A 23,516-nucleotide genomic window follows, 5' to 3' on the forward strand; every position below is an offset into this window, starting at 1 on the left:
GCACGCAGAATGACGACGGGACGACTGGGCACAGGACGACGAGGAACGAGCGCGTGTCGCGGGCACCGGAGTGCCTGCGATGGTCACGGTAGCCGCTTGTGAACGCAGGAACAAAGTCCCCGACGGCGCCGCGGCGTCCTGACCGGCCCGAACGGGTGGCGCTGTGGCGGACACCACGTCGGCGCCCGCCGTGCACCGGCCGTTCAGCCCTCGTTCAGCCGATCCCGAGGTCGCGGCGCAGGCGCGGGACGTCGACGGTGAAGTAGGAGTGCTCGCGCCCGTCCAGCAGCACGACCGGCACCCGGTCGCCGAACTCGGCCTGCAGCTCGGGGTCGGCGTCCACGTCGACGGCCTCCGTGCGCAGCCCGGCGTCGCCGGCGATCCGCTCGAGCGTCTCGGCTGCCACCTCGCAGAGATGGCACCCGGCCCGGGTCAGCAGCCGCAGCCGGGGCGCGCCCTCAGTCATCCTGGTCCTCATCGGCCCCGGTCAGGCCGAGCTCGCGCAGCCGCGCGCGGCTGACCTTGCCGGTGAGCGAGTGCGGCAGGCTCGGCAGGAAGTGCACCGAGGTGGGCACCTTGTAGCGGGCCAGCGAGCCGGCGGCGTGCTCGCGCAGCTCCTCGAAGGTGAGCTTCTCCCCCGGCTCCAGGGCCACGACCGCACGCACCGCGGAGCCCGTGCGCGGGTCGGGCACGCCGATGACCGCGCTCTCGGCGACCGCCGGGTGGGCGTCGAGCACCCGCTCGACCTCGGCGGGGTAGACGTTGAAGCCGCTCACCAGGATCAGGTCGCTGCGCCGGTCGACCAGGTGCAGGTCACCGTCGGCGTCCCGGTAGGCGAGGTCACCGGTGCCCAGCCAGCCGTCGGCGTCGGGCCCGTCCGCGCCGTCCGGCCAGTAGCCGGAGAAGAGGTTCGGCCCGCGGATCCAGAGCTCGCCCGGCCCGTCGTCGGGGCCCTCCTCCTCGGCCCCCTCCCGGGGTTCGTCCGGGGCGGAGGTGTCGATGTCGGCCGGGTCCGCGGAGTCCGCGGTGTCGCGCAACGCCACCTCGATGCCGGGCAGCGGCCCGCCGATGCAGTCCGGCTTGGGCCGGCCGGTGACCAGGGTGCTGGCGACGACGGGCGCCGCCTCGGTCAGCCCGTAGCCCTCCCAGACGGTGATCGCCGCTCGCTCGCGCATCGCCGTCCACACCTCCTCGGGCAGCGGCGCGGCGCCGGAGGAGGCCAGCCGGACGGCGGCGAACGCCCGGCGCAGGGACGTGTCGCTGCCGACGGCATCGGCCACGGCGAGCCACGCCTGGTACATCGGCGGGGCACCGGGCACCGCGGAGACGTGCTCCTCGGCCATGACGGTGAGGGTGGCGCGCGGATCGAAGGTCTCCTCGAGCACCGCGCACGCCCCGGTGGCGGCGACCAGGCCGAAACCGGCGTTCAGCCCGTAGACGTGGAACAGCGGGAGCACCAGCAGGACGCGGTCGTCGGCGCGCACCGGTGGGGGCTCCATCGCCAGGCACTGCTCCTGGTTGGCACGCAGCGCGCCGGAGGTCAGCATCGCGCCGCGCGGGCGGCCGGTCGTGCCGCTCGTGTAGCAGAGGAAGGCCAGCGCGTCGGGGTCGTCGGCGACCGCCGGCGGGGGGCCGTCGCCCTCCGGAGCGCCGGGGCAGACCGGCACGCCGGCGATCTCGTCGCGCTCCGCAGGGGCGACGAGCAGGGCGGCGCCCGCGTCGGTGAGCACGTACTCGAGCTCGGGCTCGGTGTACGCGGTGTTGACCGGCACGACGACCAGGCCCGCACGCAACGCGCCCAGCACGGCGCGCAGCCAGGGCAGCCCGTTGGGCAGCTGGACCGCGACCCGGTCGCCGACCGCCAGGCCGCGGGCGGCGTACCCCGCGGCGGCCACGTCGGCCGCCGCGTCGAGCTCTTCCCAGGTCAGCCGCTCGTCACGCGTGACGACGGCCGGCGCGTCGGGGCGCTGACGGGCCGCGGCGCGCACGAGCGCGGCCAGCGACCTTCCTGCCTCCAGGTCCGACACTTCTCCTCCGGTGGCGCGGGCCTCGCGCTCCCGCCGGATCCCGGTGCGCGTCCGGCGGGCTGGCGTGGACGGGCTGGGGCGATGTTGTCACCATGGGACGAACCCCGCAGCTCGCACGCCGGATCGTGCCGTGCCGCACCGGGGACGAGACGGTCCAGGATCGCGGGCCGACGAGGAGGTCGACGCCCGCATGCCGCACCCCCTGGACGCCGAGCAGCCGGCACCCGCCGCTGTCCGGCGACCGCGGCCGTCGCCGCGGCCGCGGCCCACGCCGCATCCGCGGGCGAGTGCGGAGAGGCTCGCGGACGAGGTCGCCGGGCCGGCCATCGAGGCGGAGATCGAGGACGACGCGCCGGTCGAGGACGTCGCGCAGGTCGAGGCCGCCGCCCCCCCGCCGCCCGAGGACGGGCCGGACGTGTGGGACTGGGTGCGGCGCACCCAGGAGGGCGACGCCGAGGCCTTCGGGCAGCTGTACGACCACTACGTCACGCTGGTCTTCCGGTACGTCTACAACCGGGTGGGTGACCGGGCCACGGCCGAGGACGTCACCAGCGAGACCTTCGTGCGGGCGCTGCGTCGCATCGACTCGCTGAGCTACCAGGGCCGCGACGTCGGCGCGTGGCTGGTCACGATCGCCCGCAACATCGTCCTGGACCAGGTGAAGAGCAGCCGGTACCGGCTGGAGGTGGCCACCGCGGACATGCGCGACGCCGACCGGGCCACCGACGGGCCCGAGGACGCGGTCGTGGCGCACCTGACCAACCGCGAGCTGCTCGCCTGCGTGCAGCAGCTCGGCAGCGAGCAGCAGGAGTGCATCGTGCTGCGCTTCATCCACGGTCTGTCGGTGTCCGAGACCGCCGAGATCATGGGGAAGAAGGACGGCGCGATCAAGGCGCTGCAGCACCGGGCCGTCCGCCGGCTGGCCGGCCTCGTCCCGGACGGGTTGCGGTGACTCCGATTATCAGGTACTGCGCCGTAACCTCACGGCGTTCGGTGTCGTTGGGCCGTGTGCGAGGCAGTGCACCGACCAGCGGCCACGCTCGGACGACCGGAGGAACCCCGTGACCACGCACGAGAGCAACGCGGCGCCGTCCCGCCGTGCTGCCCGTCGCGGGGACGATCCGGCGGCGCAGGTCGTCACCATGCTGCAGGAACTCGCCCCCCACCTCGAGGTGGAGCCCGACCCGGCGTTCCGTGCGGCCACCCGGCAGCGACTGGTCGCGATGGCCGCCGTCCGCACGCCCGAGCCGGTCCGCCCCTCCCGGCTGCGCAGGCTCCTGGCCGCGCGCGCGTCCGACGCCCCCGCCGGCCACTGGCGCACCCGGGCCACGGCCGGGCTGGCCGGTGCCGCCCTCACGGTGACCTCGCTGGCGACGCTGGTGGCGCTGTCCACCGGAGCCGGCCCGGGTGACGTCCTCTACGGCCTCAAGCGCGGGACGGAGCAGACCCAGCTGGCGCTGGCCGGCGACTCCCGCGGACAGGTCCTGCTGGACCTCGCACGCACCCGCCTCGACGAGCTCGGGGACCTGGACGGCGACGCCGGCCGGGCCGAGTCCACGCTCGCGACGATGGACGACCAGACCCGGGAGGGTGCCGCGTGGCTCGCGGCGCGAGCGCTCGACACCGCCAGTGCCGCCCCTCTGGACGACCTGTCCGGGTGGGCCGCCGAGCAGTCCGTGCGACTGAGCGCGGTGCGCGGCGAGGTGCCCGCCCCGGCCGCCGACGACGTCGACGGATCCCTGACGCTGCTCGGCGAGATCACCCGGCGCGCCGAAGCCCTGCGGACCGACCTCGCCTGCCCGAACGGCCCGGTCACCGCCGGAGCCGACCGGCTCGGCCCGGTGACCGCGGGCTGCCTGCCCGCAGCCTCAGGGCCGGGCGGTGCTCCGGAGCCGGTCCGGCCGGCGCCCGGCGGCACCGCTCCGGAGGCCGTTCCGACGCCCGCCCCCAGCATCCCGGTCCTCCCGCCGAGCGCACCGGCCGGCCCGACGGGGGGGCCGGCGCCCGGCACCGTGCCCTCTCCGGTGGTGACCGGCGCGCCCACGCCGAGGACGTCCACTCCGGGCGGGCTGCTGCCCTCGCTGCCCCCCGTGCTGCCCGCACCTCCGGCACCCGTGACCACCACGCCTCCGCCGGTGGTCGGCGTTCCGATCCCGCAGCTGCCGCTGGGGCTCTGCCTCGGCGGGCTGATCCAGGTGGGACGGTGCTGAGCAGCCGTCTCGGCTGAGCGGGGCCGACCCCGATAGGGTCGCGTCCGACGGTGTCCCGCTTTCCGGGCGGGCCGGATCGCAGGGAGGACCCCCGTGCCGCGACTGCCCTTCCGCAGCCGCAAGGACCTCTCGGTGATGCCCGCTGACGCCGCAGGGGACGAGTCCCGCGCCTCCGTGGCCGGCGCCGCTTCCGCCGCGGCCGCCGAGGTCGAGGGGCCGCCGGCGGTCGAGCCCGATCGCACCGCGGCCGCGTTCTTCGACGTCGACAACACGATGATGATGGGCGCCTCGCTGTTCTGGTTCGCCCGCGGCCTGGCCGCCCGCAAGTACTTCACGACGCGGGACATGCTGGGCTTCGTCTGGCAGCAGGCGAAGTTCCGGATCGGCGGCAACGAGGGCAACCCCGACGACATGCTGACCATCCGGGAGAACGCGCTGGCGTTCGTCGCCGGCCGGCCGGTCTCGGAGATCGTGCAGGCCAGCGAGGAGATCTACGACGAGCTGATGGCCGACCGGATCTGGGCCGGCACCCGGGCGCTCGCCCAGCAGCACCTCGACAACGGGCAGCGCGTCTGGCTGGTGACCGCGACGCCGGTCGAGCTCGCATCGATCATCGCCCACCGACTGGGCCTGACCGGGGCGCTCGGCACGGTCGCCGAGGTCGTCGACGGCCAGTACACGGGCCGGCTGGTCGGCGAGCTCATGCACGGGCCCGCGAAGGCCGAGGCCGTGCTGGCGCTGGCCGAGCGCGAGGGGCTGGACCTCACCCGCTGCACCGCCTACAGCGACTCGGCGAACGACCTGCCGATGCTGTCCCTGGTGGGCACTGCGGTGGCGGTCAACCCCGACACGGAGCTGCGCGCCGTCGCCAAGTCCAGCGGCTGGACGATCCGCGACTTCCGCACCGGCCGCAAGGCCGCGAAGATCGGCGTCCCCACGGTCGCCGCCGCGGCGCTCTCCGGTGGACTGGCCGGCGGCGCGATCGCCCTGCGGAGGCGCAACAAGTTCCCGTGGTGATCCTCCGGATCACACCGCGGTCAGGAGCCGTACCCCCCGTGCGTCGAGCGCGTCCTGCCCCTCGTCAGGGAGCCTCCGGCCCCACTCGTCGCGGCTCAGCCGAAGACGCCCTTGCGCTGCAGGAGCAGGCGGTAGAGGGACTGCTGGATGTTCTCGCGCACCTGATCGGTCAGGTTGAACACGAGCATCGGGTCCTCGGCGGCGTCCGGGCCGTAGGACGCCGTCTCGATCGGCTCGCCGAAGGCGATCAGCCACTTCGACGGCAGCGGCACCAGGCCCAGCGGGCCGAGCAGCGGGAACGTCGGGGTGATCGGGAAGTACGGCAACCCGAGCAGCCGTGCGGCGACCCGGGCGTTGCCGAGCATCGGGTAGATCTCCTCGGCGCCCACGATCGCGCACGGGATGATCGGCGCACCGGTGCGCAGCGCCGCGCTGACGAAGCCGCCCCGGCCGAAGCGCTGCAGCGTGTACCGCTCCGAGAACGGCTTGCCGACGCCCTTGAAGCCCTCGGGGAAGACGCCGACGAGCTCGCCCTCGGTCAGGAGCCGCTCGGCGTCCTCGTTGCAGGCCAGCGTGGTGCCGAGCTTGCGCGACATCGATCCGAAGAACGGCAGTTCGAAGACGAGGTCCGCACCCAGCAGCCGCAGCCGCCGACGGGCCGGGTGCTCGTCGTGCAGGGCGACCGTCGTCATCAGCGCGTCGACCGGGATGGTGCCGGAGTGGTTCGCCACCACGAGCCCGCCACCGGTGGCCGGCACGTTCTCCAGGCCCAGGGTCTCGACCCGGAACCACTTCTCGAAGAACGGCCGCAGGATCGGCAGCAGGACGTGGTCGGTCAGGTCGGGGTCGAAGCCGAACTCGTCGGTCTCGTACTCACCGGTCACCCGCCGGCGGAGGAACTCCAGCCCGCCGACGAGCTGCTCCTCCCACCCGGGCGGTGGGGACGGCGGGACGAACGGCTCGTCGTCGTCGGGCCGCAGCGGGATCACGCGGGCCTCAGGCATCGCGCACCGCCCGCAGCCCCGGGGCCGGCGGCGCCGGGTGCAGCCGCTCGCCCACCGCGGCGGCGGTCTCGCCGACCCGCCCGAGCAGCGCGCGCAGCCGGGAGGAGGTCGACTCGACCACCCCCGGGGCGACCACCGGCGGGACGGTGGTGGCGTAGTCGGCCAGCGCCTCGCTGGTCGTGTAGCGCGGGACCAGGCCGAACTCGGTCCGCAGCACCGTCGTGTCGACGACGCGGCCGAAGTTGAGGAAGCGCATCTGCTCGGGTGAGTAGTCGACGAAGCCGAAGCGGCGCGAGACCCGGCCCACCGAGCCCAGCGCGGGGGTGGGCAGCGGCACCTCGAGGCGGCCCAGCCGGCGGATGGCCTGGGAGAGCAGCAGCGTCCCCTCGCCCCCGACGTTCACCGTGCCGACGAACTCGCCCGTGGTGGCGCGGACGAGGACCGCCAGGGCGTCGTCCTCGTGCAGCAGCTGGACGCGGGCGTCGTAGCCCAGCGCCGTCGGGACGACGGGCATGCGCAGGAAGCCGGTCAGCAGGGAGTCGATCCGCGGACCGATGAAGTTGGTGAACCGGAGCACCGCGACGTCGACGTCGGGCCGGCGCCGCCCGAAGGAGCGCACGTAGCCCTCGATGTCGACGCTGTCCTTGGCGAAGCCGCCGGAGGGCACCTGACGGGCCTGCATCTTCTCGGTGAAGACCGCGGGGTCGCGCGACGAGGCGCCGTAGACCGCGCTCGTCGACTTGAGCACGAACCGCCGGACCGACGGTGCGGCCTGGCAGGCGGCGAGCAGCTGCATCGTGCCGATGACGTTGAGTTCCTTCATCGGCGTGCGCCCGCCCGCACCGGCCGGGGTGGAGCTGATGTTCATGTGCACGACGGTGTCCACGGACGCCGCCGAGATGACCTTGCCGATCAGGGGGTTGCGGATGTCGGCCCGCACGAACTCGGTGCGCCCGAGCCGGCGCAGCATGGCCGGCGACGGTGGCACGCTGTCCACCCCGATCACCCGCCCGATGGCGGGGTCGGCCGCGAGCTCGGCCGCCAGCGCTCCGCCCAGCCACCGGCTCACACCGGTGACGAGGACGACCGCGGGCGGCACGAGCGTCAGCTCACTTCTTGTTGCGTCGCTGGACGCGCGTCTTCTTCAGCAGCTTGCGGTGCTTCTTCTTGGCCATCCGCTTGCGCCGCTTCTTGATGACAGAACCCACGTGGTGCTCCCGACTTCGTCGCAGATGATCAGCCCATACGCGACAGCGGGGCTCGGCCCCGGTGTCGCCCGGCGACCGAGCGTACCGGCCGGAACCCCGACGGCGCTGTCGGGGGACGCGACGACATGGTCACCCTCCGGGTGACACCGCGCCCACGTGCCCTCTCCCGTCGGATGGAGCGAGCCCGTCACGCCTGCGCGGACCCTCCGGGCCCACTCGGCGCGCGCACTGCTCCCAGGCGACGCCGTTGTCGCCGCGCGTCCCTCTCAGGCGATGTCGGTGTACGCGTCGCGCAGGTAGTCCTGCACGGCGCGCTCCGGGACGCGGAAGGAACGGCCGACGCGGACGGCGGAGAGGTCACCGGCGTGGACGAGGCGGTACACGGTCATCTTGGAGACGCGCATCATCGCGGCGACCTCGGCGACGGTCAGGAAGGTGACGGCGGCGCGGGGGGCCGGGACGCTCGGGCGGCCGATCGGCATGGCGGCCGGGTGGGCGGCGGGCACGGGACGGGCGACGGCCGAGGCCTGCATCGGGCGGCCCATCGGGCGCTGCCCGGGGACACCCGGTCGGACGACGGTGGCTGCGTGGCGCTGGGGCATGGTCATTTTCGTCTCCGCTACCTGGTCCACATCGTGGCGCCGGCTTCCCCACCGGCAACTGAACACGCATGAACTGACACTGAGCGTAAGGGGCCAGCGTGACTGGAGCGATGGATGAATCGAACAGACGGACCGATCCGTCCTGGGCAGATGTGCACCTATGTCGACCGATCGACAAGTGGATCGGCGCGTCACACGACCGTGTGACAAAGACACGACTCTGCGTACTCGATTTGTCGACAGTCAGCCGCTAGTGTGCTCGCCCGCTCGCTCGGAGTGAGTACGACGAGGCGACAGGTGGCACATCGGTCACCGTCGTCCCGGCCCGGCCACCGGTACCGCACGCCTCAGCCCTGCGGACCGCCCAGCTCCACCGAGCGCGCGTGCGCGGCCGCCATCGCCGCCGCCATGGCGCCCCGGACGTCGTGCCGGTCGAGCTCCTCGATCGCGGCGACCGTCGTCCCGTTCGGGCTGCTCACCGCGGCCCGTAACGCGACCGGGTCCTGGCCGGAGTCGCGCATCATCACCGCCGCACCCAGCGCCGTCTGCACCATCAGGTCGCCGGCCAGCTCGCGGGGGACCCCCAGCGCCACCCCGGCGTCCACCATCGCCTCGACGAGGTAGAAGAAGTAGGCCGGCCCGCTGCCGGACAGCGCCGTGACGGCATCCTGCTGCGCCTCGGGCACCCGGCGCACCTGGCCGACCGCGGACAGCAGCCCCTCGGCCTCGTCCAGGTCGGCCTCGCTGGCGTGCGCTCCGGCAGAGAGGACGCTCATCCCCTCTTCGACCAGCGCCGGGGTGTTGGGCATGACCCGTACGACGGGCACGCCGGGGGGCAGGGCCGCCTCGATGCGGGCCGTGGTCACGCCGGCGGCCACCGACACCACGAGGTGGTCGGCGTCCACGTGCCCGGCGAGCAACCCCAGCGGGGTGGCGATGTCCTGCGGCTTCACCGCCAGGAGCAGGACGCGCGCCCGGGACGCCGCTCCGGCCAGGTCCACGACCTCGACGCCGTAGCGGTCGGCCAGTTCCGCCGCACGCTCCTCGCTGCGCTCGCAGACGACGACGTCCGCCGGGCCGCTGCGCCGGACCAGCCCGGCCAGCAGCGCCTCCCCGATCCGGCCGCCACCGATCACGGCCAGGCCGCGCCGCACCGGGGCGCTCACCGCAGGCTCCCCGGGATCGCGGCCACGGCACCGCGACCGGACGGGACGGCGATGCGCACCGTGCTGCCGGCCGCGGCGAGCCGCTGCTGCTCGGCGGTTCGGATTCCCCAGGGCATGACGTGCTCCCAGCTCTCGGACGAGCGGCCGTGCCAGGCCGCCCGTTCTCCGGTGATGGCGATCAGGCGGAGATCGCTCGTGGCGACGGCGGGTTCGCCCGCGCCGGCCATCAGGACGTCCAGGCAGCGCACGAACGCCAGCCGCGCCCCGCGGCCGCGGCCCGCCCGGAGCCGCACCCGCCCGCCGGCGAGCGCGCGGCACCTCGTCTCGGCGCCCCTTTCCTCCGATCCGACGACGACCCGCGCCGACGGCAGATCGGGCAGCAGCGCCTCCACGCGCCCGGCGCTCCCCTCGAGCGCGAGGCCGAGCCCGGCCGCGGCGGCGCCGGCGCCCAGTGCCCGGGCCTCGTCGAGCCGGTCCACCGGCAGGGTCAGTTCGCAGGACTCGGCGAAAGTGCGCAGAGCGCAGGACCCGGCGAAGGTGCGCCGGTTCCCCAGCGGCCCGGCGGACGGCACCCCCGCGAGGAGCGCGGCGAACTCCTCGTCCGCGTCGTCCCCCGCGCCCGGCCGGTGCTCCACCGCGACGGCGCTGCCCGCGTCGGCCAGGCCGGCGGCCACGCGCAGCCCGTCCGCGGGCCGCGGACCGGCGACCAGACGCCCGGCGAGCAGCCGGCCGAGCAGCGGCGCCTCGACCAGGCGCCGCACGTCGGGGCGGGGAGGGACGGACACGGTCGAACCGTAGTGCGCCGGTGTGTGTGCCGTCGGGGCCCCGGGTAGCGCGGCCTCATGGCAGGAGAACTGGACGGGATGAAGGTGGCGGTCCTGGCGACCGACGGCGTCGAGCAGGTCGAGCTCGACCGGCCGTGGCAGGCGCTGGAGGAGGCCGGGGCGGAGCCGGAGCTGGTGTCGCTGGCGCCGGGGTCGATCACCGCCTACGACCACATCGACAAGGGCGACACGAAGAAGGTCGACACCACGGTCGCCGACGCCGACCCCGACGACTACGCGGGCCTGGTGCTGCCGGGCGGGGTCATCAACGGCGACTTCGTGCGCGCCGACGCCGATGCGGTGGCGTTCGTGAAGGCGTTCTTCGAGGCGGGCAAGCCGGTGGCGGCGATCTGCCACGCACCGTGGGTCCTCGTCGAGGCCGAGGTCGTCACGGGGCGGAGGATGACCTCCTGGCCCTCGCTGCAGACCGACCTGCGCAACGCCGGCGCCACCTGGGTGGACGAGGAGGTCGTCGTCGACGGCAACCTGATCACCAGCCGCAAGCCCGACGACCTGGACGCCTTCGGGGCGGCGATCGTGGAGGAGTTCGCGGCCGCGCGGGACGGCTCCTCGACCGACGCGACGGCCTGAGCCGCCGGCTCGCCGCGCGCGCTCAGCTCGCGGCGAGCAACTGGGCCGCGGGGACGATGGTGAGCAGCGTGCCGGCGAGCACGAGGAGCGCCAGCAGGCGCGGGCCGACCGGCTCGGCCCCCTGCCGCTGCCGCCACAGGCCCACGCCGGCGACCAGGCCGGTCACGGCGAGGGGGACCAGCAGCAGCGCGACGTAGGGGGCCATCTCCCACAGCAGCGTGGCGGCGAAGAAGACGCCGACCCCCGCGGCCAGTGCGATGACGAGCTCACCGACGAACCGCAGCCAGGCGAGCGGGCTGGCGTCCTCGTCGAGGTCGTCGACGTCATGGGCCCGGACGACGGGGATCGGGCCCGTGTGGGAGTGCTCGTCGCGGGGTCCGGAGCGCTGCCCGGGCCGGACGCCACGGTCGGTGACGCGACCGGTGTCCCGCCCGGTGACCCGGCCGGTGTCCCGGTCGGCGACGCGACCGGTGGCGCGGTCGCCGCGCAGGGCACCCAGCGGGATGTCGGGCAGCGGAGCGGAGGGGTGCGGCGCGGAGGGCTGCGGCACGGCCGGCGCGCGGTCCGGCCGGACATTCGGGATGGCGGCGGTCGAGGGGCCGGCCACGGCCCGCCGGTCCTCCGACGGCCGGACGGGCGGGAAGCCGGCACCGGACCCGCTCCGCGACGGGCCGGCCTGGAGCGCTCCGGCGCGCGCCGTGCCCGCGCGGGTGGCCCCCGATCCGGTCGCTGCGGCCACCTCGGCGTCGCTCCTGCGGCGGCCGAAGGCCGGCCGGTCGGCCGGCGGCTCGGCGTCGGGACGGCGCTGACGGACGACGGGCGCCTCGTCGGGCTCGTCCCACCGGCGACGGCGGGCCGCCCGGGAGGTGTCGATGCCCGCCTCGCGGAGGATCTCCGCGAGCGGCCGCCCTCCCGTGTCGGGGTTCCAGTCCGTCTCGGCCATCACGCCCCTTCCAACGAGTCCAGCCTGCGCAGGATCACGCCTTCGCGCAGCGCCCACGGGCAGATACGGACGAACGGTACGTCCAGCAGGCGCATGGAGGCGGCAGCGACAGCCGCTCCTGCGGGAACCTGGTGCGCACGCGTCGCCGAGACGCCCGGCAGCTCGGCCAGCGCGCTGGACTCGATGCGGGAGACGAACCGCACCACCTGGTCCAGACCGGTCGCCGTCAGCCGGCGCGGCACCCGGATCCCGGCCGACGACGGCGCCGCCCCGCTGAGCCGCGCCAGGGTCCGGAAGGTCTTGCTCGTGGCGGCCACGAGGTCGGGCGGGCCGGCCGCCTGCAGTCGCGCCACCGCCGGCTCCAGCAGCGTGGCCGCGTGCTCGTCCAGCGCCGCGAGCGCGTCGAGGTCGGGACGCCCCCCGGAGAGCGCCTCGGGCAGGAAGCGCCGGGTCATGCGTCCCGCGCCCAGCGGCAGGGAGACGGCCACGTCGGGCAGCTCGTCGATGCCGACGGCCAGCTCCAGCGAGCCGCCTCCGATGTCCAGCACCAGCAGCCGGCCGGCGCTCCAGCCGAACCAGCGGCGGACCGCCAGGAAGGTCAGCCGCGCCTCGTCCTCGCCGGTGAGCACCTGGAGCTCCACGCCGGTGGACTGCCGGATGCGGTCCAGCACCTCCTCGCCGTTCCGTGCCTCGCGGATCGCCGACGTGGCCAGCGCCATGAAGTCGTCGCAGCCCTGCTTCTCGGCCTGGTCGCAGGCCTCCTGCACCGACTCCAGCAGGGCCTTCTCCCCCACGCGCGACAGCACGTCGTCCGGCCCGACGTGCTCGGCCAGCCGCACCGCCCACCGGTCGTCGTGCATCGGCGTCGGGTGGGCACCGCGGTGCGCGTCGACGACGAGCAGGTGGACGGTGTTGGAACCGACGTCGAGCACTCCCAGCCGCATGCGCCCAGTCTGCCGGGGACGGCCGCCCTAGGCTGGGCGGGTGCCGGACGACCCACCCCCCGAGGTCGACCTCGACTTTCCGCGGGAGTTCGTGGAGTTCACCGACCCGGCCGACCCGGACCACGTCGTCCGCGCCGACCTGACCTGGCTGACGTCGGCGTGGACGTGCGTCTACGGCCGCGGGTGCGCCGGCGTCGTCGAGGGCCGGCCGGACGACGGCTGCTGCAGCCACGGCGCGTTCTTCACCGACGAGGACGACCTGGCGCGCGTCACCACCGCCGTCGCCGACCTCGGGGACGAGGACTGGCAGCTGGCCCCCGTCGGTCGCAGCAACTGGACCGAGGAGGACAGCTCGGACGACGCCGAGGACGGCGTCCGCTCGCTGCGGACCCGCGTGGTCGACGGCGCGTGCGTCTTCCTCAACCGGCCGGGGTTCCCGGGCGGGAGCGGGTGCGCCCTGCACCGGAGCGCGCTGCGCGCAGGCGTGCACCCGCTGACCACCAAGCCCGACGTCTGCTGGCAGCTGCCGGTGCGCCGGGAGCAGGAGCACGTCGAGCGCCCCGACGGCACGCGGGTCCTGGTGGACTCGGTGGGCGAGTTCGACCGCCGCGGCTGGGGCGCGGGCGGGCACGATCTGCACTGGTGGTGCACCGGCGCTCCCGCCGCGCACGTCTCCCCCGAACCGCTGGTCGAGACCTACGCCGCAGAGCTCACCGCGCTGCTCGGCGCCTCCGCCTACGCGGAGCTACGCCGGCTGGCCGAGCTGCGCCTCGACCAGGGCCTGATCGCCCCCCACCCCGCGAGCCCGGCCCCCACCCCCCGGCCCGGCGCGACGCCCGTCCAGCTGCACCGGCGCCGGCCCGGCTGACCGGAAGGTCTGCCGGTAGGCGCGCGGGGAGACCCCCCGCCGGCGGGCGAACTGCTCGCGCAGCCCCGCCGCGGTGCCGAAACCGACGAGCCGGGCGATCTCCTCGACCGGGGCATCGGTCTCCTCCAGCAGGGTCTCGGCGGCCGACAGCCGCTGCCCGAGCAGCCAGGCGTGCGGCGTCGTCCCCGTCGTCGCCTTGAAGCGCCGGGCGAACGTGCGCGGGCTCATCAGCGCGCGGCGGGCCAGGATGTCGACGCTCAGGTCGTCGGCCAGGTGGGCACTGGCCCACTCCAGGACGACGCCGAGGAGGTCGTCCTCGCAGCGGGCGACCGGCGCGTCGATGAACTGGGCCTGCCCGCCGTCGCGGTGCGGCGGAACGACCATCTCGCGGGCCAGCGCGTTCGAGGCGGCGGCGCCCCACTCCCGGCGCACGAGGTGCAGCAGGGTGTCCACGCCGGCGGCGGTGCCCGCGCCGGTGAGGATCGTCCCGTTGTCCACGTAGAGCACGCCCGCGTCCACGTCGAGCTCCGGGAAGCGCGCGGCGAGCTCGCCGGCCCACCGCCAGTGCGTGGTCACCCGCAGGCCCTCCAGCAGCCCCGCGGCGGCCAGGACGAAGACGCCGGTGCAGTGGCTGATGAGCATCGCGCCCCGGGCGTGCGCGGCTCGCAGCGCGTCGAGCAGCGCGTCGGACGGGACGTGGTCGAACAGTTCCCACGCGGTGATCAGCACGATGTCCGACCGCTCGAGGCGGTCCAGGCCGTGCTCGACGAGGACGCCGAGACCGGTGTCGGTGCGCAGGATGCCGGGGGTCTCGGCGACGACGGCGAAGTCGAACCGGGGCAGGCCGAGGTGCTGCCGGTCGTAGGCGAACACCTCGTGGCAGACGCCGAGGCCGAAGCTGCCGATCAGCCCGTCGGCGACGACCGTGCTGACCACCAGGGGCCGGTCGGGGAGGCTCATGGCGGGATCATGGCAGAAAACCTGCGTCCGCGGTCAGTCCTGCCACTCGTCCGCAGGACCCCGCCCGAGCAGGCTGACCGCATGTTGATGATCACCTGCACCGTCACCGGGAACCGGGAACTGGCCTCGCTCGACGCCGTCCGCTCGATCGCCAACCACCCGGACTCCATCGCCGTCACCGTCACCTGCCCGGCCTGCGGTCAGGAGCACGTGCACCGCACCGGACGCCGGCTGGACGAGGCCCGCCGGGCCCGCGCCGTGGAGGTCGCCGTCCGGCGGGCGGTCGAGCTCACCTCGGCCTAGCATCGAACACATGAGCGAATCGCAGCCGCAGGACCCGACGCTGGAGAAGGACCCGTCCGACTGGGTGACCGGCGACGAGCCGGCCACCGGGGCGCAGAAGAGCTACCTGGAGACCCTCGCCCGGGGCACCGACGAGGACGTGCCGGAGGACCTCACCAAGGCCGAGGCCTCGCAGAAGATCGACGACCTCAAGAACTGACGCCTGCCGGTCAGGCCTCGAACTTGTAGCCGAGGCCGCGCACGGTCAGCAGGTACTTCGGGTTGGCGGGGTCGGGCTCGAGCTTCGCCCGCAACCGCTTGACGTGGACGTCGAGGGTCTTGGTGTCGCCGACGTAGTCCGAGCCCCACACCCGGTCGATCAGCTGGGCGCGGGTCAGCACCCGGCCGGCGTTGCGCAGCAGCAGCTCGAGCAGGTCGAACTCCTTCAGCGGGAGGGGGACCTGTGCACCGTCCATGGCGACGACGTGCCGCTCGACGTCCATCCGGACCGGCCCGGCCTCGAGCACGGCGTCCGCCGACACCGCCTCGACCGACTCGCCCCGGCGCCGGAGCACCGCCCGGATGCGGGCGACCAGCTCGCGGGCCGAGTAGGGCTTGGTGACGTAGTCGTCGGCGCCCAGTTCCAGGCCGACGACCTTGTCGATCTCGCTGTCCTTGGCGGTCAGCATGATGATCGGCACGCCGCTGCGGGCGCGCAGCTGGCGGCACACCTCCGTGCCCGGCAGCCCGGGCAGCATCAGGTCGAGCAGCACGATGTCGGCTCCGCCGCGGTCGAACTCGGCGAGCGCGTCCGGACCGGTCGAGGCCACGACGGCATCGAACCCCTCCCGGCGCAGCATGTAGGAGAGCGCGTCGGAGAAGGACTCCTCGTCCTCGACGACCAGCACGCGGGTCATGCGGCCCCCTTTCCGGGGTCGGCGGCGACGATCTCGCCGCCGGGAGGTGCAGCAGGGGGTGGGGGCACGGCGGCGAGCGGGATGCGGAGCGTGAACGTCGAGCCCAGCCCCTCCTCGCTCCAGACGGTCACCGAACCGCCGTGGTTGCTCGCGACGTGCTTGACGATGGCCAGGCCCAGGCCGGTGCCGCCGGTGCTGCTGGCACGGGACTGGTCGACCCGGTAGAAGCGCTCGAACACCCGCTGCCGGTCCTGGCGGGGGATGCCGATGCCGCTGTCGGTCACGGCGATCTCGGCGAAGCCCGAGCGGGCACGGGCCGCGACGGCGATGCGTGACTTCCCCGTGCTGTAGGCGACCGCGTTGGCCAGCAGATTCGTCACAGCGGTGGCCAGCTGGCTCTCCACCCCGCGCACCACCAGGCCCTGCTGCCCGCCGACGGCGATGTCCAGCTGCTTGGCCCGCGCCGCGGTGCGGGTGCGGTCGACGGCCTCGGCCAGCACGCGGTCGACCGGCACCGGCGCGAGATCCGGCAGCGGCTCACCGCCCTGCAGCCGGGAGAGGTCGATGAGCTCGCGCACCAGCCGGCCCAGCCGGTCGGCCTCGAGCGCGATGCGGCCGGCGAAGCGCTGCACCGCCTCGGGGTCGTCGGCCGCGCCCTCGATCGCCTCCGCGAGCAGGGCGAGCGCGCCGACCGGCGTCTTCAGCTCGTGGCCGACGTTGGCGACGAAGTCGCGGCGCACCGCCTCCGTGCGGCGGGCCTCGGTGACGTCCTCCAGGACGAGGGCGACGGGGCCGGGCGGTGGCGCGGTGCCGCTGTCGAGCCGCACCCCGTGCACGCCCATCATCCGGGGGCCGGCACCGACCAGGCTGCCCGGCAGCCGGACGTCGGTGCGCCGGCCGCCACCGCCGCGCACCGCGTGCGCCAGCTCGAGCAGCTCGGGCACCAGCAGCCGGGTGCCGCGCACGATGCCCAGCGCGCGGGCGGCCGGATTGGCCAGCAGCACGGCGTCGTCGGCGTCGACGACGAGGACCGCCGGATCCATGAGGTCCAGCAGCCGGCGGGCCATCGCCGCCTCCGGCAGCGGCACGGCGGCGGCGTCGGGACCCGACCCGTTGAAGGTGCGCCGGGAGCCGAGCACGAGAGTGAGGGCCACGGCCCCACCCAGGGCGAGGCCCACCACGAGGGCGACCAGCGGACTCACGGTGCCGATGCTAGGTGCGCCGGGGGCCCGGACCCGCCCGAACACCTGATCGGGCGCCTCCGACGAGGGAGTGTTCACGTGGGAGTGGGTCGGCGTTCACCTCGATGCGTACGCACACCCCCGACACGGGCCTAGGGTCGATCCCGACCGGCGCGGCAGCCTGCCGCACCCCCCGAGGAGGACGACGTGCGGGACAGCTACCACGAGGAACTCGACGACATCCGCGGCTGCCTGGTCGAGATGGCCAACACGGTCGGCTCCCAGATGAGCACCGCCACGACCGCACTGCTGGACGCCGACGTCGCACTGGCCGACCTCGTGATCGCCGGCGACGAGCAGATCGACGCGACCCGGGAGAGCATCGACCAGCGCTGCTTCACCGTGCTGGCGCGCCAGCAGCCCGTCGCGACCGACCTGCGCACGATCGTCGTCGCCACCCGCATCGCCAGCGACCTCGAGCGCATGGGTGACCTCGCCGAGCACATCGCCAAGGTGGCGCGGATGCGCTTCCCGGACCACGCCGTCCCGCAGGAGGTGCGCCCGGCGTTCCTCGAGGCCGGGCACGTCGCGGAGATGCTGGTCGCCAAGGCCGGCACCGTCATCGCCACCCAGAACGTCGAGAAGGCCCGCGAACTCGAGACCGACGACGACGCGATGGACCGCATCCACCGCGGCCTGTTCCGCGAGCTGCTCGCCGACAGCTGGCCCTACGGCGTCGAGACCGCGATCGACGTGACGCTGCTCGGCCGCTACTACGAGCGGTTCGCCGACCACGCGGTCAGCGTCGCCCGCCGGGTCGTCTACCTGGTCACCGGCGAGCGGCACGTCGTCACTCCGTCATGACGGAGTGACGACGCAGTCATGACACCGCGGCCACGAGCCGTCCCCTACCTGCGCTGTGACACCGTCGTCCTCCGGACGACACCGCGGCCAGGAGCCGTTCCCCCGCTGAGCTGAGCGCGTTCGTCGCGCCTGCGCGGACCCCTCCGGGGCCCACTCGGCACGACAGTGCAGCGACCTAGTGCTTGCCCTGGTTCTTGACGGCCTCGATGGCGGCCGCCGCGGCGTCGGGGTCGAGGTACTGGCCGCCGGGCTGCACCGGACGCAGGTCGTCGTCCAGGTCGTAGCGCAACGGGACGCCGGTCGGGATGTTGAGGCCGACGACCTCGTCGTCACCGAGTCCGTCGAGGTGCTTCACCAGCGCCCGCAGGCTGTTGCCGTGCGCCGCGACCAGCACGGTCCTCCCCTCGCGCAGGTCCGGCACGATCGCGTCGTACCAGTACGGCAGCATCCGGACGACGACGTCGGCCAGGCACTCCGTCGCCGGCCGCGCCTCCGGCGGGAGGAACGAGTAGCGCGCGTCGACGTCTTGGGCGAACTCGCTGCCGGGCTCGATCGGCGGCGGCGGGGTGTCGTACGAGCGGCGCCAGGTCATGAACTGCTCCTCGCCGAACTCCGCGAGCGTCTGCGCCTTGTCCTTGCCCTGGAGCGCGCCGTAGTGCCGCTCGTTGAGGCGCCACGAGCGCTTCACCGGGATCCAGTGCCGGTCGGCCTCGTGCAGCGCCAGCTCGGCGGTCATGATCGCCCGCCGCAGCAGGGAGGTGTGCAGGACGTCGGGCAGCAGGTCGTGCTCGGCGAGCAGCTGGCCACCGCGGGCGGCCTCGACGCGCCCCTTGTCCGTCAGGGGGACGTCGACCCAGCCGGTGAACAGATTGGCCTTGTTCCACTCGCTCTCGCCGTGGCGGAGCAGCACGAGGGTTCCCGTAGAAGTCACGCCCTCATCCTGCCCGAACGCCGTCCGGCCGCAGCCCGGGCCCGCATCACGCGACGCTCCGCCGGGCCGGGACGTCGTCCCCGTACCGGTCCTGGGCCGCGTGCACGGCGGCCGCGACGAGCTCGCCGGCGGCGCGCAGCTGGGCGTCGGTGTGCGTCGCCATGACCGTGAGCCGCAGGACTCCCCGCCCGCGCGGGACCGCCGGGTAGGCGACGGCGTTGGTGTAGACGCCGCCGTCGAAGGCGGTGCGCCAGGCGGCGCCGGTGGCCTCGTCCGACCCGGTGGGGACGGCGACCACCGCGCCCCGGCCCTCGATCGGCTCGGCACCGGCCTCGGCGAGCACCCGGCGCAGCAGCGCGCAGTTCTCCTGCAGCCGGACGATCCGCTCGGGTTCGGCGCGCAGGATCCGCACCGCGGTGAGGGCCGCGGCGACCGAGGCCGGGTCGTTGGCGGCGCTGAACACGTAGGGCATCGCCCCGGCGCGGATGCCGTCGGCGGCGGCCCGGCTGGTCATCACCGCGCCGCCGACGCTGGCCAGCGACTTGCTCAGCGCGATCGTCACCGCGTCGACGTCGGCCAGGACGCCGAGCTCCTCGCCGGCACCCCGACCGCCCTCGCCCAGCACGCCCAGGCCGTGTGCCTCGTCGACCACGAGCCGCGCGCCGTGCTGCGCACAGAGCGCGGTGATCTCCCGCAGCGGGGCGAGCTCGCCGGTCATGGAGTAGACGCCGTCCACGACGACGACGGCGCCGGCCCGCGGGTCGAGCCGCTCCAGGCGCGCGGCCAGCGACGCCAGGTCGTTGTGCCGCCAGCGCACCACCCGGCCACGGCTGGCCGCCGCGGCCGCGTGCAGGCTGGCGTGCACGTGCGCGTCGACCAGCAGCACGTCGTCGGGGGTGCAGATCGTGGACAGCAGCGCGATGTTGGCGTTCACGCCCGACGAGGTGAGCACCGCGGCCTCGGTGCCGTAGAGGTCGGCCAGCTCCTCCTCCAGCTGCAGGTGCAGCCCGGTGGTCCCGTTGAGCACCCGGCTGCCCGAGGTGCTGGTGCCGTACCGGCGCAGCGCGGCGGTCGCGGACTCGATCATCCGCGGGTCGCCGGCCAGGCCGAGGTAGTTGCCGGTGCCCAGGTTGATCCGGTCGTGGCCGTCGGCGTACCGGGTGAGCGGCAGCGGAGCGCCGCCGGTGGGCACGGCGACGGACGCCGCACCGGGATGACGCGGATCGCGGAGCAGGGCCGCGAGGGCGTTCTCGTGCAACGGCGCGAACGGATCGCGGCGGTTCAGCCTGGCTGCGGGCAGGTCAGGGCGGGCGGCGGCGAGGCCGTCGGTCACAAGTGCTTCTCCCCCACGTACGTCCGTACGCGGCTCCCCGGCCCGCACGCGACCCGGCCAGCCTGTGCGTCCGGTGACGGAGCGTCAACGTTCTGCGCGATCGTTCCCTCACGTGGGGGGCGGCATCACCCGATCGCGGCGCCCCGGTAGCCAGACCAGCACGACGACGACCGCGACGGCCCCCGCGGCCGCCGTCCCCACGGCGGTGACGTGCATGGCGTCGACGAAGGCCTCGCGGGCCGGCTGCACCAGCCCGGCCGCCGCCTGCGCGGCCTCCGGGTCGTCCCCGGCCTGCACCCGGCCCACCGCCGCGAGGGTGCCGACGATGGACTCCCCCGCCTGCTCGCGGGCGTCGGCGGGCAGCACGTCGGTGGCGTCGCCCAGGTTCGCCGCGTAGACCCCGGCCAGCACCGAACCGAGGATCGCCACCCCCAGCGCCCCGCCGACCTGGCGGACGGAGTTGTTCACCGCCGCGCCTGCCCCGGCCTTCTCGCGCGGGACGACGGACATGATCGACTCGGTGGCGGGAGCCATCACCATGCCCGTGCCCGTGCCCTGGACGGACAGGATCACGATCAGCAGCCAGGCGGGCGAGTCGGCGTCCAGGAGCTGGAAGCCGAGGAACGACGTCGTGATGAGCGTGAAGCCGACCGCGCAGACGGCCTTGGCGCCGTACTTCTCGGCCAGCACGGAACTGCGCAGCCCCATGATCGCCATGCCCAGCGCCACCGGGATGAGCGTCGCGCCGGCCTGCAGCGGGCTGTAGCCCAGCACCCCCTGCAGGTAGAAGACGACGTAGAACGTGGCGCCGAGCAGTGCGAAGAAGTTCAGGCCCAGGGCGGCGGCGGCCGCGGAGAAGGCCGGGTTGCGGAAGAGCGAGACGTCCAGCGCCGGGTGGGCCGAGCGCCGCTGCAGCTGGACGAACAGGGCCAGCAGCACAATGCCGCCGAGCAGCGGGACCAGCACGCCCGGCGTCGTCCAGCCGGCGCCCTCGCCGCCGCGGATGATGCCGTAGACCAGGCCGACGAGCGCCACGATCGACAGCAGCACGCCCGGGATGTCGAGGCGGCCGGGCGAGGGGTCCTTCGACTCCGGGACGATCGCCAGCACGCCGATGATGCCGAGGACGGCCACGGGCACGCCGACGAGGAAGACCGCACCCCACCAGAAGTGCTCGAGGACCGCGCCACCGGCCAGCGGACCGCCGGCGACGGCGATGCCCGCGGTGCCCGCCCACACGCCGATCGCCCGCCCGCGCTCCGGACCGGGGAAGACGTTGGTGATGACCGCGAGGGTCGTGGGCTGGACCGCGGCACCGCCGACGCCCATGAGCGCGCGGTAGGCGATCAGCTCGGCCGGGCTGTCGCTCATCGCGGCCAGCACCGAGCCGAGCGCGAAGATCGACAGGCCGATGACCAGCACCCGCCGCCGGCCGATGCGGTCACCGATGACGCCCCAGGAGAACAGCAGGCCGGCGAACACGAGGATGTAGGCGTCCACCGCCCACTGGAGCTCCGCCTGGGTGGCGCCGAGATCGCGCTGCAGCGTCGGCAGGGCGACGTTGAGGATCGTGTTGCCCATGATCACCACGAGCAGGCACACCGTCATGGTGGCGAGCACCCACCAGCGGCGGGCGTAGCCGGGAGGAGCCTCCTCGGCCGAGGTGACGTCCGTCGTCACTCCTCGCCGGCGGGAGCGGCGTCCCCGCGGCGCGACGGGTCGGCGAAGGCAGCGAAGGCCTCCAGGTTGCGCAGCGACTCGCCGCGCTTCACCCGCCAGTCCCACTCTCGGCGGATGGAGGTGCCGAAGCCGATCTCCAGCATGGTGTTGAAGTGGTCGTCGGCGTAGCTGAGCACCGAGCCGAGGATGCGGTCGAGCTCCTCGGCGGTCACGGCGGCGTGCGGGAGCCGGCCGGTCAGGTACACGTCACCGACGTTGTCGATGGAGTACGAGACGCCGTACATCCGGGCGTTGTGCTGCAGCAGGAAGGTCCACAGCTGCTCGCGGTTCTCGTCGGGCTGGCGGCAGACGAACGCCTCGACCCGCAGCGCGTGCTCACCGACGACGAGCCCGCACACCGTCTTGAGCTTCTTGGTGCCCGGCAGGTCGACCAGCCAGGTGCCGGGCGTCGGGTGCTCGTGCACCAGCTCGCCGTCGCGGAGCACCTGCTCGATGACGGCGTCCAGCTCGTCGACGGTCCTGCTGCTCATCGCGCCACCTGCACTCCGGGGAGGACGCGCAGCGGGCCGAGCAGCCGCTCGCGCGCGGGACGGACGGGGGCGGCGGCCATGTCGCGGGCCGCCGAGGCGTAGGCCTCGACGAGCGCGTCGGCGGTGCGGTCCCAGGAGAACATGGCGGCGTGGCGGCGCGCGCCCGCGGCGAGCAGCTCCCGCCGGGCCAGCACCGCCCGCACGGCGACGGCGTAGTCGGCCGGGTGGTGACCGGCCACCAGCACGCCGGAGACGCCGTCGCGGACCGCCGTCGGCAGGCCACCCACCGCCGCGGCGACGACCGGCGTCCCGCAGGCCTGCGACTCCAGCGCGACGAGGCCGAAGGACTCGTTGTGGCTGGGGACGACCGTGACGTCGGCGGCGCGGTAGTGCTCCGCGAGCCGCTCGGGCGGCTGCGGCGGGAAGAACGTGACGACGTCGGCGATCCCGAGCGAGCCGGCGAGCTTCTGCAGCTGCTCGGGGGCTTCCAGCCCGGAGCCGCTGGGAGCGCCCACGACGTGCACGCGCAGGCGGCTGCGCAGGGCCGGGTCGTCGGCGAGCAGCCGGGCCGCGGTGTGCAGCAGGACGTCGGGCGCCTTGAGCGGCTGGATGCGGCCGACGAACAGGAGCACGACGGCGTCCGGGGGCATGCCGACCGCGCGCCGGGCGGCCGCCCGGTCACCGGGTGAGAAGCGGTCGAGATCCACACCCGGCGGGACGACGAGGGTGCGGGCCGGCTCGGCGCCGTAGAGGCGGACCAGCTGGCGGGCCTCCTCGTCGGTGTTCGCGATCAGCCGGTCGGCCTCGGCGACGACCTGCTGCTCGCCGATCACGCGGGAGCGCGGCTCGGGCCGGTCGCCGTCGGCGAGCGCCTCGTTCTTGACCTTGGCGAGGGTGTGCGCGGTGTGGATCAGCGGCACGCTCCACCGGTCCCGGGCCAGCCAGCCGACCTGACCGGACAGCCAGTAGTGGGAGTGGACGACGTCGTAGAAGCCGGGCTCGTGCTGGGCCTCCTCGCGCAGCACGGCGGCGGTGAAGGCGCACAGCTGGGCGGGCAGCTCCTCCTTGCCCAGGCCCTCGAACGGCCCGGCGACGACGTGCCGGACGGTGACGCCGGGGCACATCTCGACCACGGGTGGCAGGTCGCTGGAGGTGGCGCGGGTGAAGATGTCGACGGCGATGCCGCGCGCGGCCAGCCGCCGGGACGCCTCGACGATGTAGACGTTCATGCCGCCCGCGTCACCGGCACCCGGCTGGTCGAGCGGGCTGGTGTGCACCGACAGCGTGGCGACGCGCCGGGGCAGGCCGGGGCGGAACGTGCGGGAAGCAGGCACGTGCTGTCCTCCCGCTCTGCAGTTCCTGGAGTCCGGACCGTCGTGGGAGCCAACGTCGTGGACCCCGCCGGTCTTCCATCCTGCAACAGCGGGAGGATGA

Annotated in this window: 25 protein-coding genes and 1 pseudogene; 8 read left to right on the top strand and 18 right to left on the bottom strand. The window is 74.5% G+C overall.

The window, feature by feature from the left end; genetic code table 11:
- Positions 1–214 precede the first annotated feature (214 nt).
- The gene (locus CRP29_RS09325) at positions 215–466 is read right to left on the bottom strand and encodes a glutaredoxin family protein (RefSeq protein WP_097194718.1); all 252 of its coding nucleotides are present in this window, start codon (positions 464–466) and stop codon (positions 215–217) included.
- Complete coding sequence (locus CRP29_RS09330; RefSeq protein WP_245852671.1) at positions 459–2,027, bottom strand: AMP-binding protein; 1,569 nt, start codon at positions 2,025–2,027, stop codon at positions 459–461. The genes CRP29_RS09325 and CRP29_RS09330 overlap by 8 nt, the downstream gene beginning before the upstream one ends.
- A gap of 190 nt (positions 2,028–2,217) precedes the next feature.
- Between CRP29_RS09330 and CRP29_RS09335 the strand changes: the two genes are divergently transcribed.
- From CRP29_RS09335 to CRP29_RS09345, 3 genes are all read left to right on the top strand, one after another.
- Positions 2,218–2,979, top strand: a complete 762-nt coding sequence (locus CRP29_RS09335) for a sigma-70 family RNA polymerase sigma factor (RefSeq protein WP_097194719.1) — start codon at positions 2,218–2,220, stop codon at positions 2,977–2,979.
- A 109-nt stretch (positions 2,980–3,088) separates the two neighbouring features.
- Positions 3,089–4,237: a DUF5667 domain-containing protein gene (locus CRP29_RS09340; protein ID WP_097194720.1), complete on the top strand. Its 1,149-nt coding sequence runs from the start codon at positions 3,089–3,091 to the stop codon at positions 4,235–4,237.
- Between the two features lie 93 nt (positions 4,238–4,330).
- Complete coding sequence (locus CRP29_RS09345; protein WP_245852673.1) at positions 4,331–5,254, top strand: HAD family hydrolase; 924 nt, start codon at positions 4,331–4,333, stop codon at positions 5,252–5,254.
- A 95-nt stretch (positions 5,255–5,349) separates the two neighbouring features.
- Here CRP29_RS09345 and CRP29_RS09350 read toward each other — a convergent pair whose 3' ends face one another.
- The 6 genes from CRP29_RS09350 to CRP29_RS09375 form a co-directional block, all read right to left on the bottom strand.
- Entirely contained in the window at positions 5,350–6,258 is a 909-nt protein-coding gene (locus tag CRP29_RS09350; protein WP_097194721.1) for a lysophospholipid acyltransferase family protein, read from the bottom strand.
- The gene (locus tag CRP29_RS09355) at positions 6,251–7,357 is read right to left on the bottom strand and encodes an NAD-dependent epimerase/dehydratase family protein (protein ID WP_097194722.1); all 1,107 of its coding nucleotides are present in this window, start codon (positions 7,355–7,357) and stop codon (positions 6,251–6,253) included. The genes CRP29_RS09350 and CRP29_RS09355 overlap by 8 nt, the downstream gene beginning before the upstream one ends.
- Before the next feature lie 10 nt (positions 7,358–7,367).
- The gene (locus tag CRP29_RS09360) at positions 7,368–7,466 is read right to left on the bottom strand and encodes a 30S ribosomal protein bS22 (RefSeq protein WP_012854759.1); all 99 of its coding nucleotides are present in this window, start codon (positions 7,464–7,466) and stop codon (positions 7,368–7,370) included.
- A 266-nt stretch (positions 7,467–7,732) separates the two neighbouring features.
- The gene (locus tag CRP29_RS22680; protein WP_176522885.1) at positions 7,733–8,074 is read right to left on the bottom strand and encodes a helix-turn-helix domain-containing protein; all 342 of its coding nucleotides are present in this window, start codon (positions 8,072–8,074) and stop codon (positions 7,733–7,735) included.
- Between the two features lie 341 nt (positions 8,075–8,415).
- A complete protein-coding gene (gene proC / locus CRP29_RS09370) occupies positions 8,416–9,234 on the bottom strand; it encodes a pyrroline-5-carboxylate reductase (RefSeq protein WP_217991509.1) in 819 nt (272 codons plus the stop codon).
- On the bottom strand, positions 9,231–10,019 hold the full coding sequence (locus CRP29_RS09375) for a hypothetical protein (protein WP_097194723.1): 789 nt from the start codon (positions 10,017–10,019) through the stop codon (positions 9,231–9,233). Before CRP29_RS09375 ends, proC begins: the two co-directional genes overlap by 4 nt.
- A 57-nt stretch (positions 10,020–10,076) precedes the next feature.
- Here CRP29_RS09375 and CRP29_RS09380 point away from each other — a divergent pair, with 57 nt between their 5' ends.
- Positions 10,077–10,649, top strand: a complete 573-nt coding sequence (locus CRP29_RS09380; protein WP_097194724.1) for a type 1 glutamine amidotransferase domain-containing protein — start codon at positions 10,077–10,079, stop codon at positions 10,647–10,649.
- A gap of 22 nt (positions 10,650–10,671) precedes the next feature.
- On the opposite strand, the gene CRP29_RS09385 is transcribed toward CRP29_RS09380, so the two are convergent.
- Entirely contained in the window at positions 10,672–11,592 is a 921-nt protein-coding gene (locus CRP29_RS09385) for a hypothetical protein (RefSeq protein WP_097194725.1), read from the bottom strand.
- Positions 11,592–12,536, bottom strand: a complete 945-nt coding sequence (locus tag CRP29_RS09390; RefSeq protein ID WP_097194726.1) for a Ppx/GppA family phosphatase — start codon at positions 12,534–12,536, stop codon at positions 11,592–11,594. Before CRP29_RS09390 ends, CRP29_RS09385 begins: the two co-directional genes overlap by 1 nt.
- A gap of 40 nt (positions 12,537–12,576) precedes the next feature.
- Between CRP29_RS09390 and CRP29_RS09395 the strand changes: the two genes are divergently transcribed.
- On the top strand, positions 12,577–13,404 hold the full coding sequence (locus CRP29_RS09395; RefSeq protein ID WP_245852675.1) for a DUF3109 family protein: 828 nt from the start codon (positions 12,577–12,579) through the stop codon (positions 13,402–13,404).
- Positions 13,405–13,425: 21 nt separating this feature from the next.
- On the opposite strand, the pseudogene CRP29_RS09400 reads toward CRP29_RS09395, so the two are convergent.
- Positions 13,426–14,364 (bottom strand): annotated as a pseudogene (locus tag CRP29_RS09400) (helix-turn-helix domain-containing protein); the annotation flags it as partial.
- Positions 14,365–14,445: 81 nt separating this feature from the next.
- On the opposite strand from CRP29_RS09400, the gene CRP29_RS09405 reads away from it, so the two are divergent.
- Both CRP29_RS09405 and CRP29_RS09410 read left to right on the top strand, forming a co-directional pair.
- A complete protein-coding gene (locus CRP29_RS09405; RefSeq protein WP_097194728.1) occupies positions 14,446–14,667 on the top strand; it encodes a hypothetical protein in 222 nt (73 codons plus the stop codon).
- A 10-nt stretch (positions 14,668–14,677) separates the two neighbouring features.
- The gene (locus CRP29_RS09410) at positions 14,678–14,866 is read left to right on the top strand and encodes a DUF3072 domain-containing protein (RefSeq protein ID WP_097194729.1); all 189 of its coding nucleotides are present in this window, start codon (positions 14,678–14,680) and stop codon (positions 14,864–14,866) included.
- A 10-nt stretch (positions 14,867–14,876) separates the two neighbouring features.
- Here the strand turns inward: CRP29_RS09410 and CRP29_RS09415 are convergent, their stop codons facing one another.
- Together CRP29_RS09415 and CRP29_RS09420 are read right to left on the bottom strand one after the other, a co-directional pair.
- Positions 14,877–15,563, bottom strand: a complete 687-nt coding sequence (locus CRP29_RS09415; RefSeq protein WP_097194730.1) for a response regulator transcription factor — start codon at positions 15,561–15,563, stop codon at positions 14,877–14,879.
- A complete protein-coding gene (locus CRP29_RS09420; protein WP_097194911.1) occupies positions 15,560–16,765 on the bottom strand; it encodes a sensor histidine kinase in 1,206 nt (401 codons plus the stop codon). Before CRP29_RS09420 ends, CRP29_RS09415 begins: the two co-directional genes overlap by 4 nt.
- A 186-nt stretch (positions 16,766–16,951) precedes the next feature.
- On the opposite strand from CRP29_RS09420, the gene phoU reads away from it, so the two are divergent.
- A complete protein-coding gene (gene phoU, locus CRP29_RS09425; protein ID WP_097194731.1) occupies positions 16,952–17,608 on the top strand; it encodes a phosphate signaling complex protein PhoU in 657 nt (218 codons plus the stop codon).
- Positions 17,609–17,783: 175 nt separating this feature from the next.
- Here phoU and CRP29_RS09430 read toward each other — a convergent pair whose 3' ends face one another.
- The 5 genes from CRP29_RS09430 to mshA form a co-directional block, all read right to left on the bottom strand.
- Positions 17,784–18,539, bottom strand: a complete 756-nt coding sequence (locus CRP29_RS09430) for a phosphoglyceromutase (protein ID WP_097194732.1) — start codon at positions 18,537–18,539, stop codon at positions 17,784–17,786.
- A 46-nt stretch (positions 18,540–18,585) separates the two neighbouring features.
- Positions 18,586–19,872: an aminotransferase class I/II-fold pyridoxal phosphate-dependent enzyme gene (locus CRP29_RS09435; RefSeq protein ID WP_176522886.1), complete on the bottom strand. Its 1,287-nt coding sequence runs from the start codon at positions 19,870–19,872 to the stop codon at positions 18,586–18,588.
- A 108-nt stretch (positions 19,873–19,980) separates the two neighbouring features.
- Entirely contained in the window at positions 19,981–21,552 is a 1,572-nt protein-coding gene (locus CRP29_RS09440) for an MFS transporter (RefSeq protein ID WP_245852677.1), read from the bottom strand.
- Entirely contained in the window at positions 21,549–22,082 is a 534-nt protein-coding gene (locus CRP29_RS09445) for a YbjN domain-containing protein (protein ID WP_097194734.1), read from the bottom strand. Before CRP29_RS09445 ends, CRP29_RS09440 begins: the two co-directional genes overlap by 4 nt.
- Entirely contained in the window at positions 22,079–23,416 is a 1,338-nt protein-coding gene (gene mshA / locus CRP29_RS09450; RefSeq protein WP_245852679.1) for a D-inositol-3-phosphate glycosyltransferase, read from the bottom strand. Before mshA ends, CRP29_RS09445 begins: the two co-directional genes overlap by 4 nt.
- Between the last annotated feature and the right edge of the window lie 100 nt (positions 23,417–23,516).

This window comes from Blastococcus aggregatus (genome assembly GCF_900221005.1).
GTDB classification, from domain to species: Bacteria; Actinomycetota; Actinomycetes; order Mycobacteriales; family Geodermatophilaceae; genus Blastococcus; species Blastococcus aggregatus.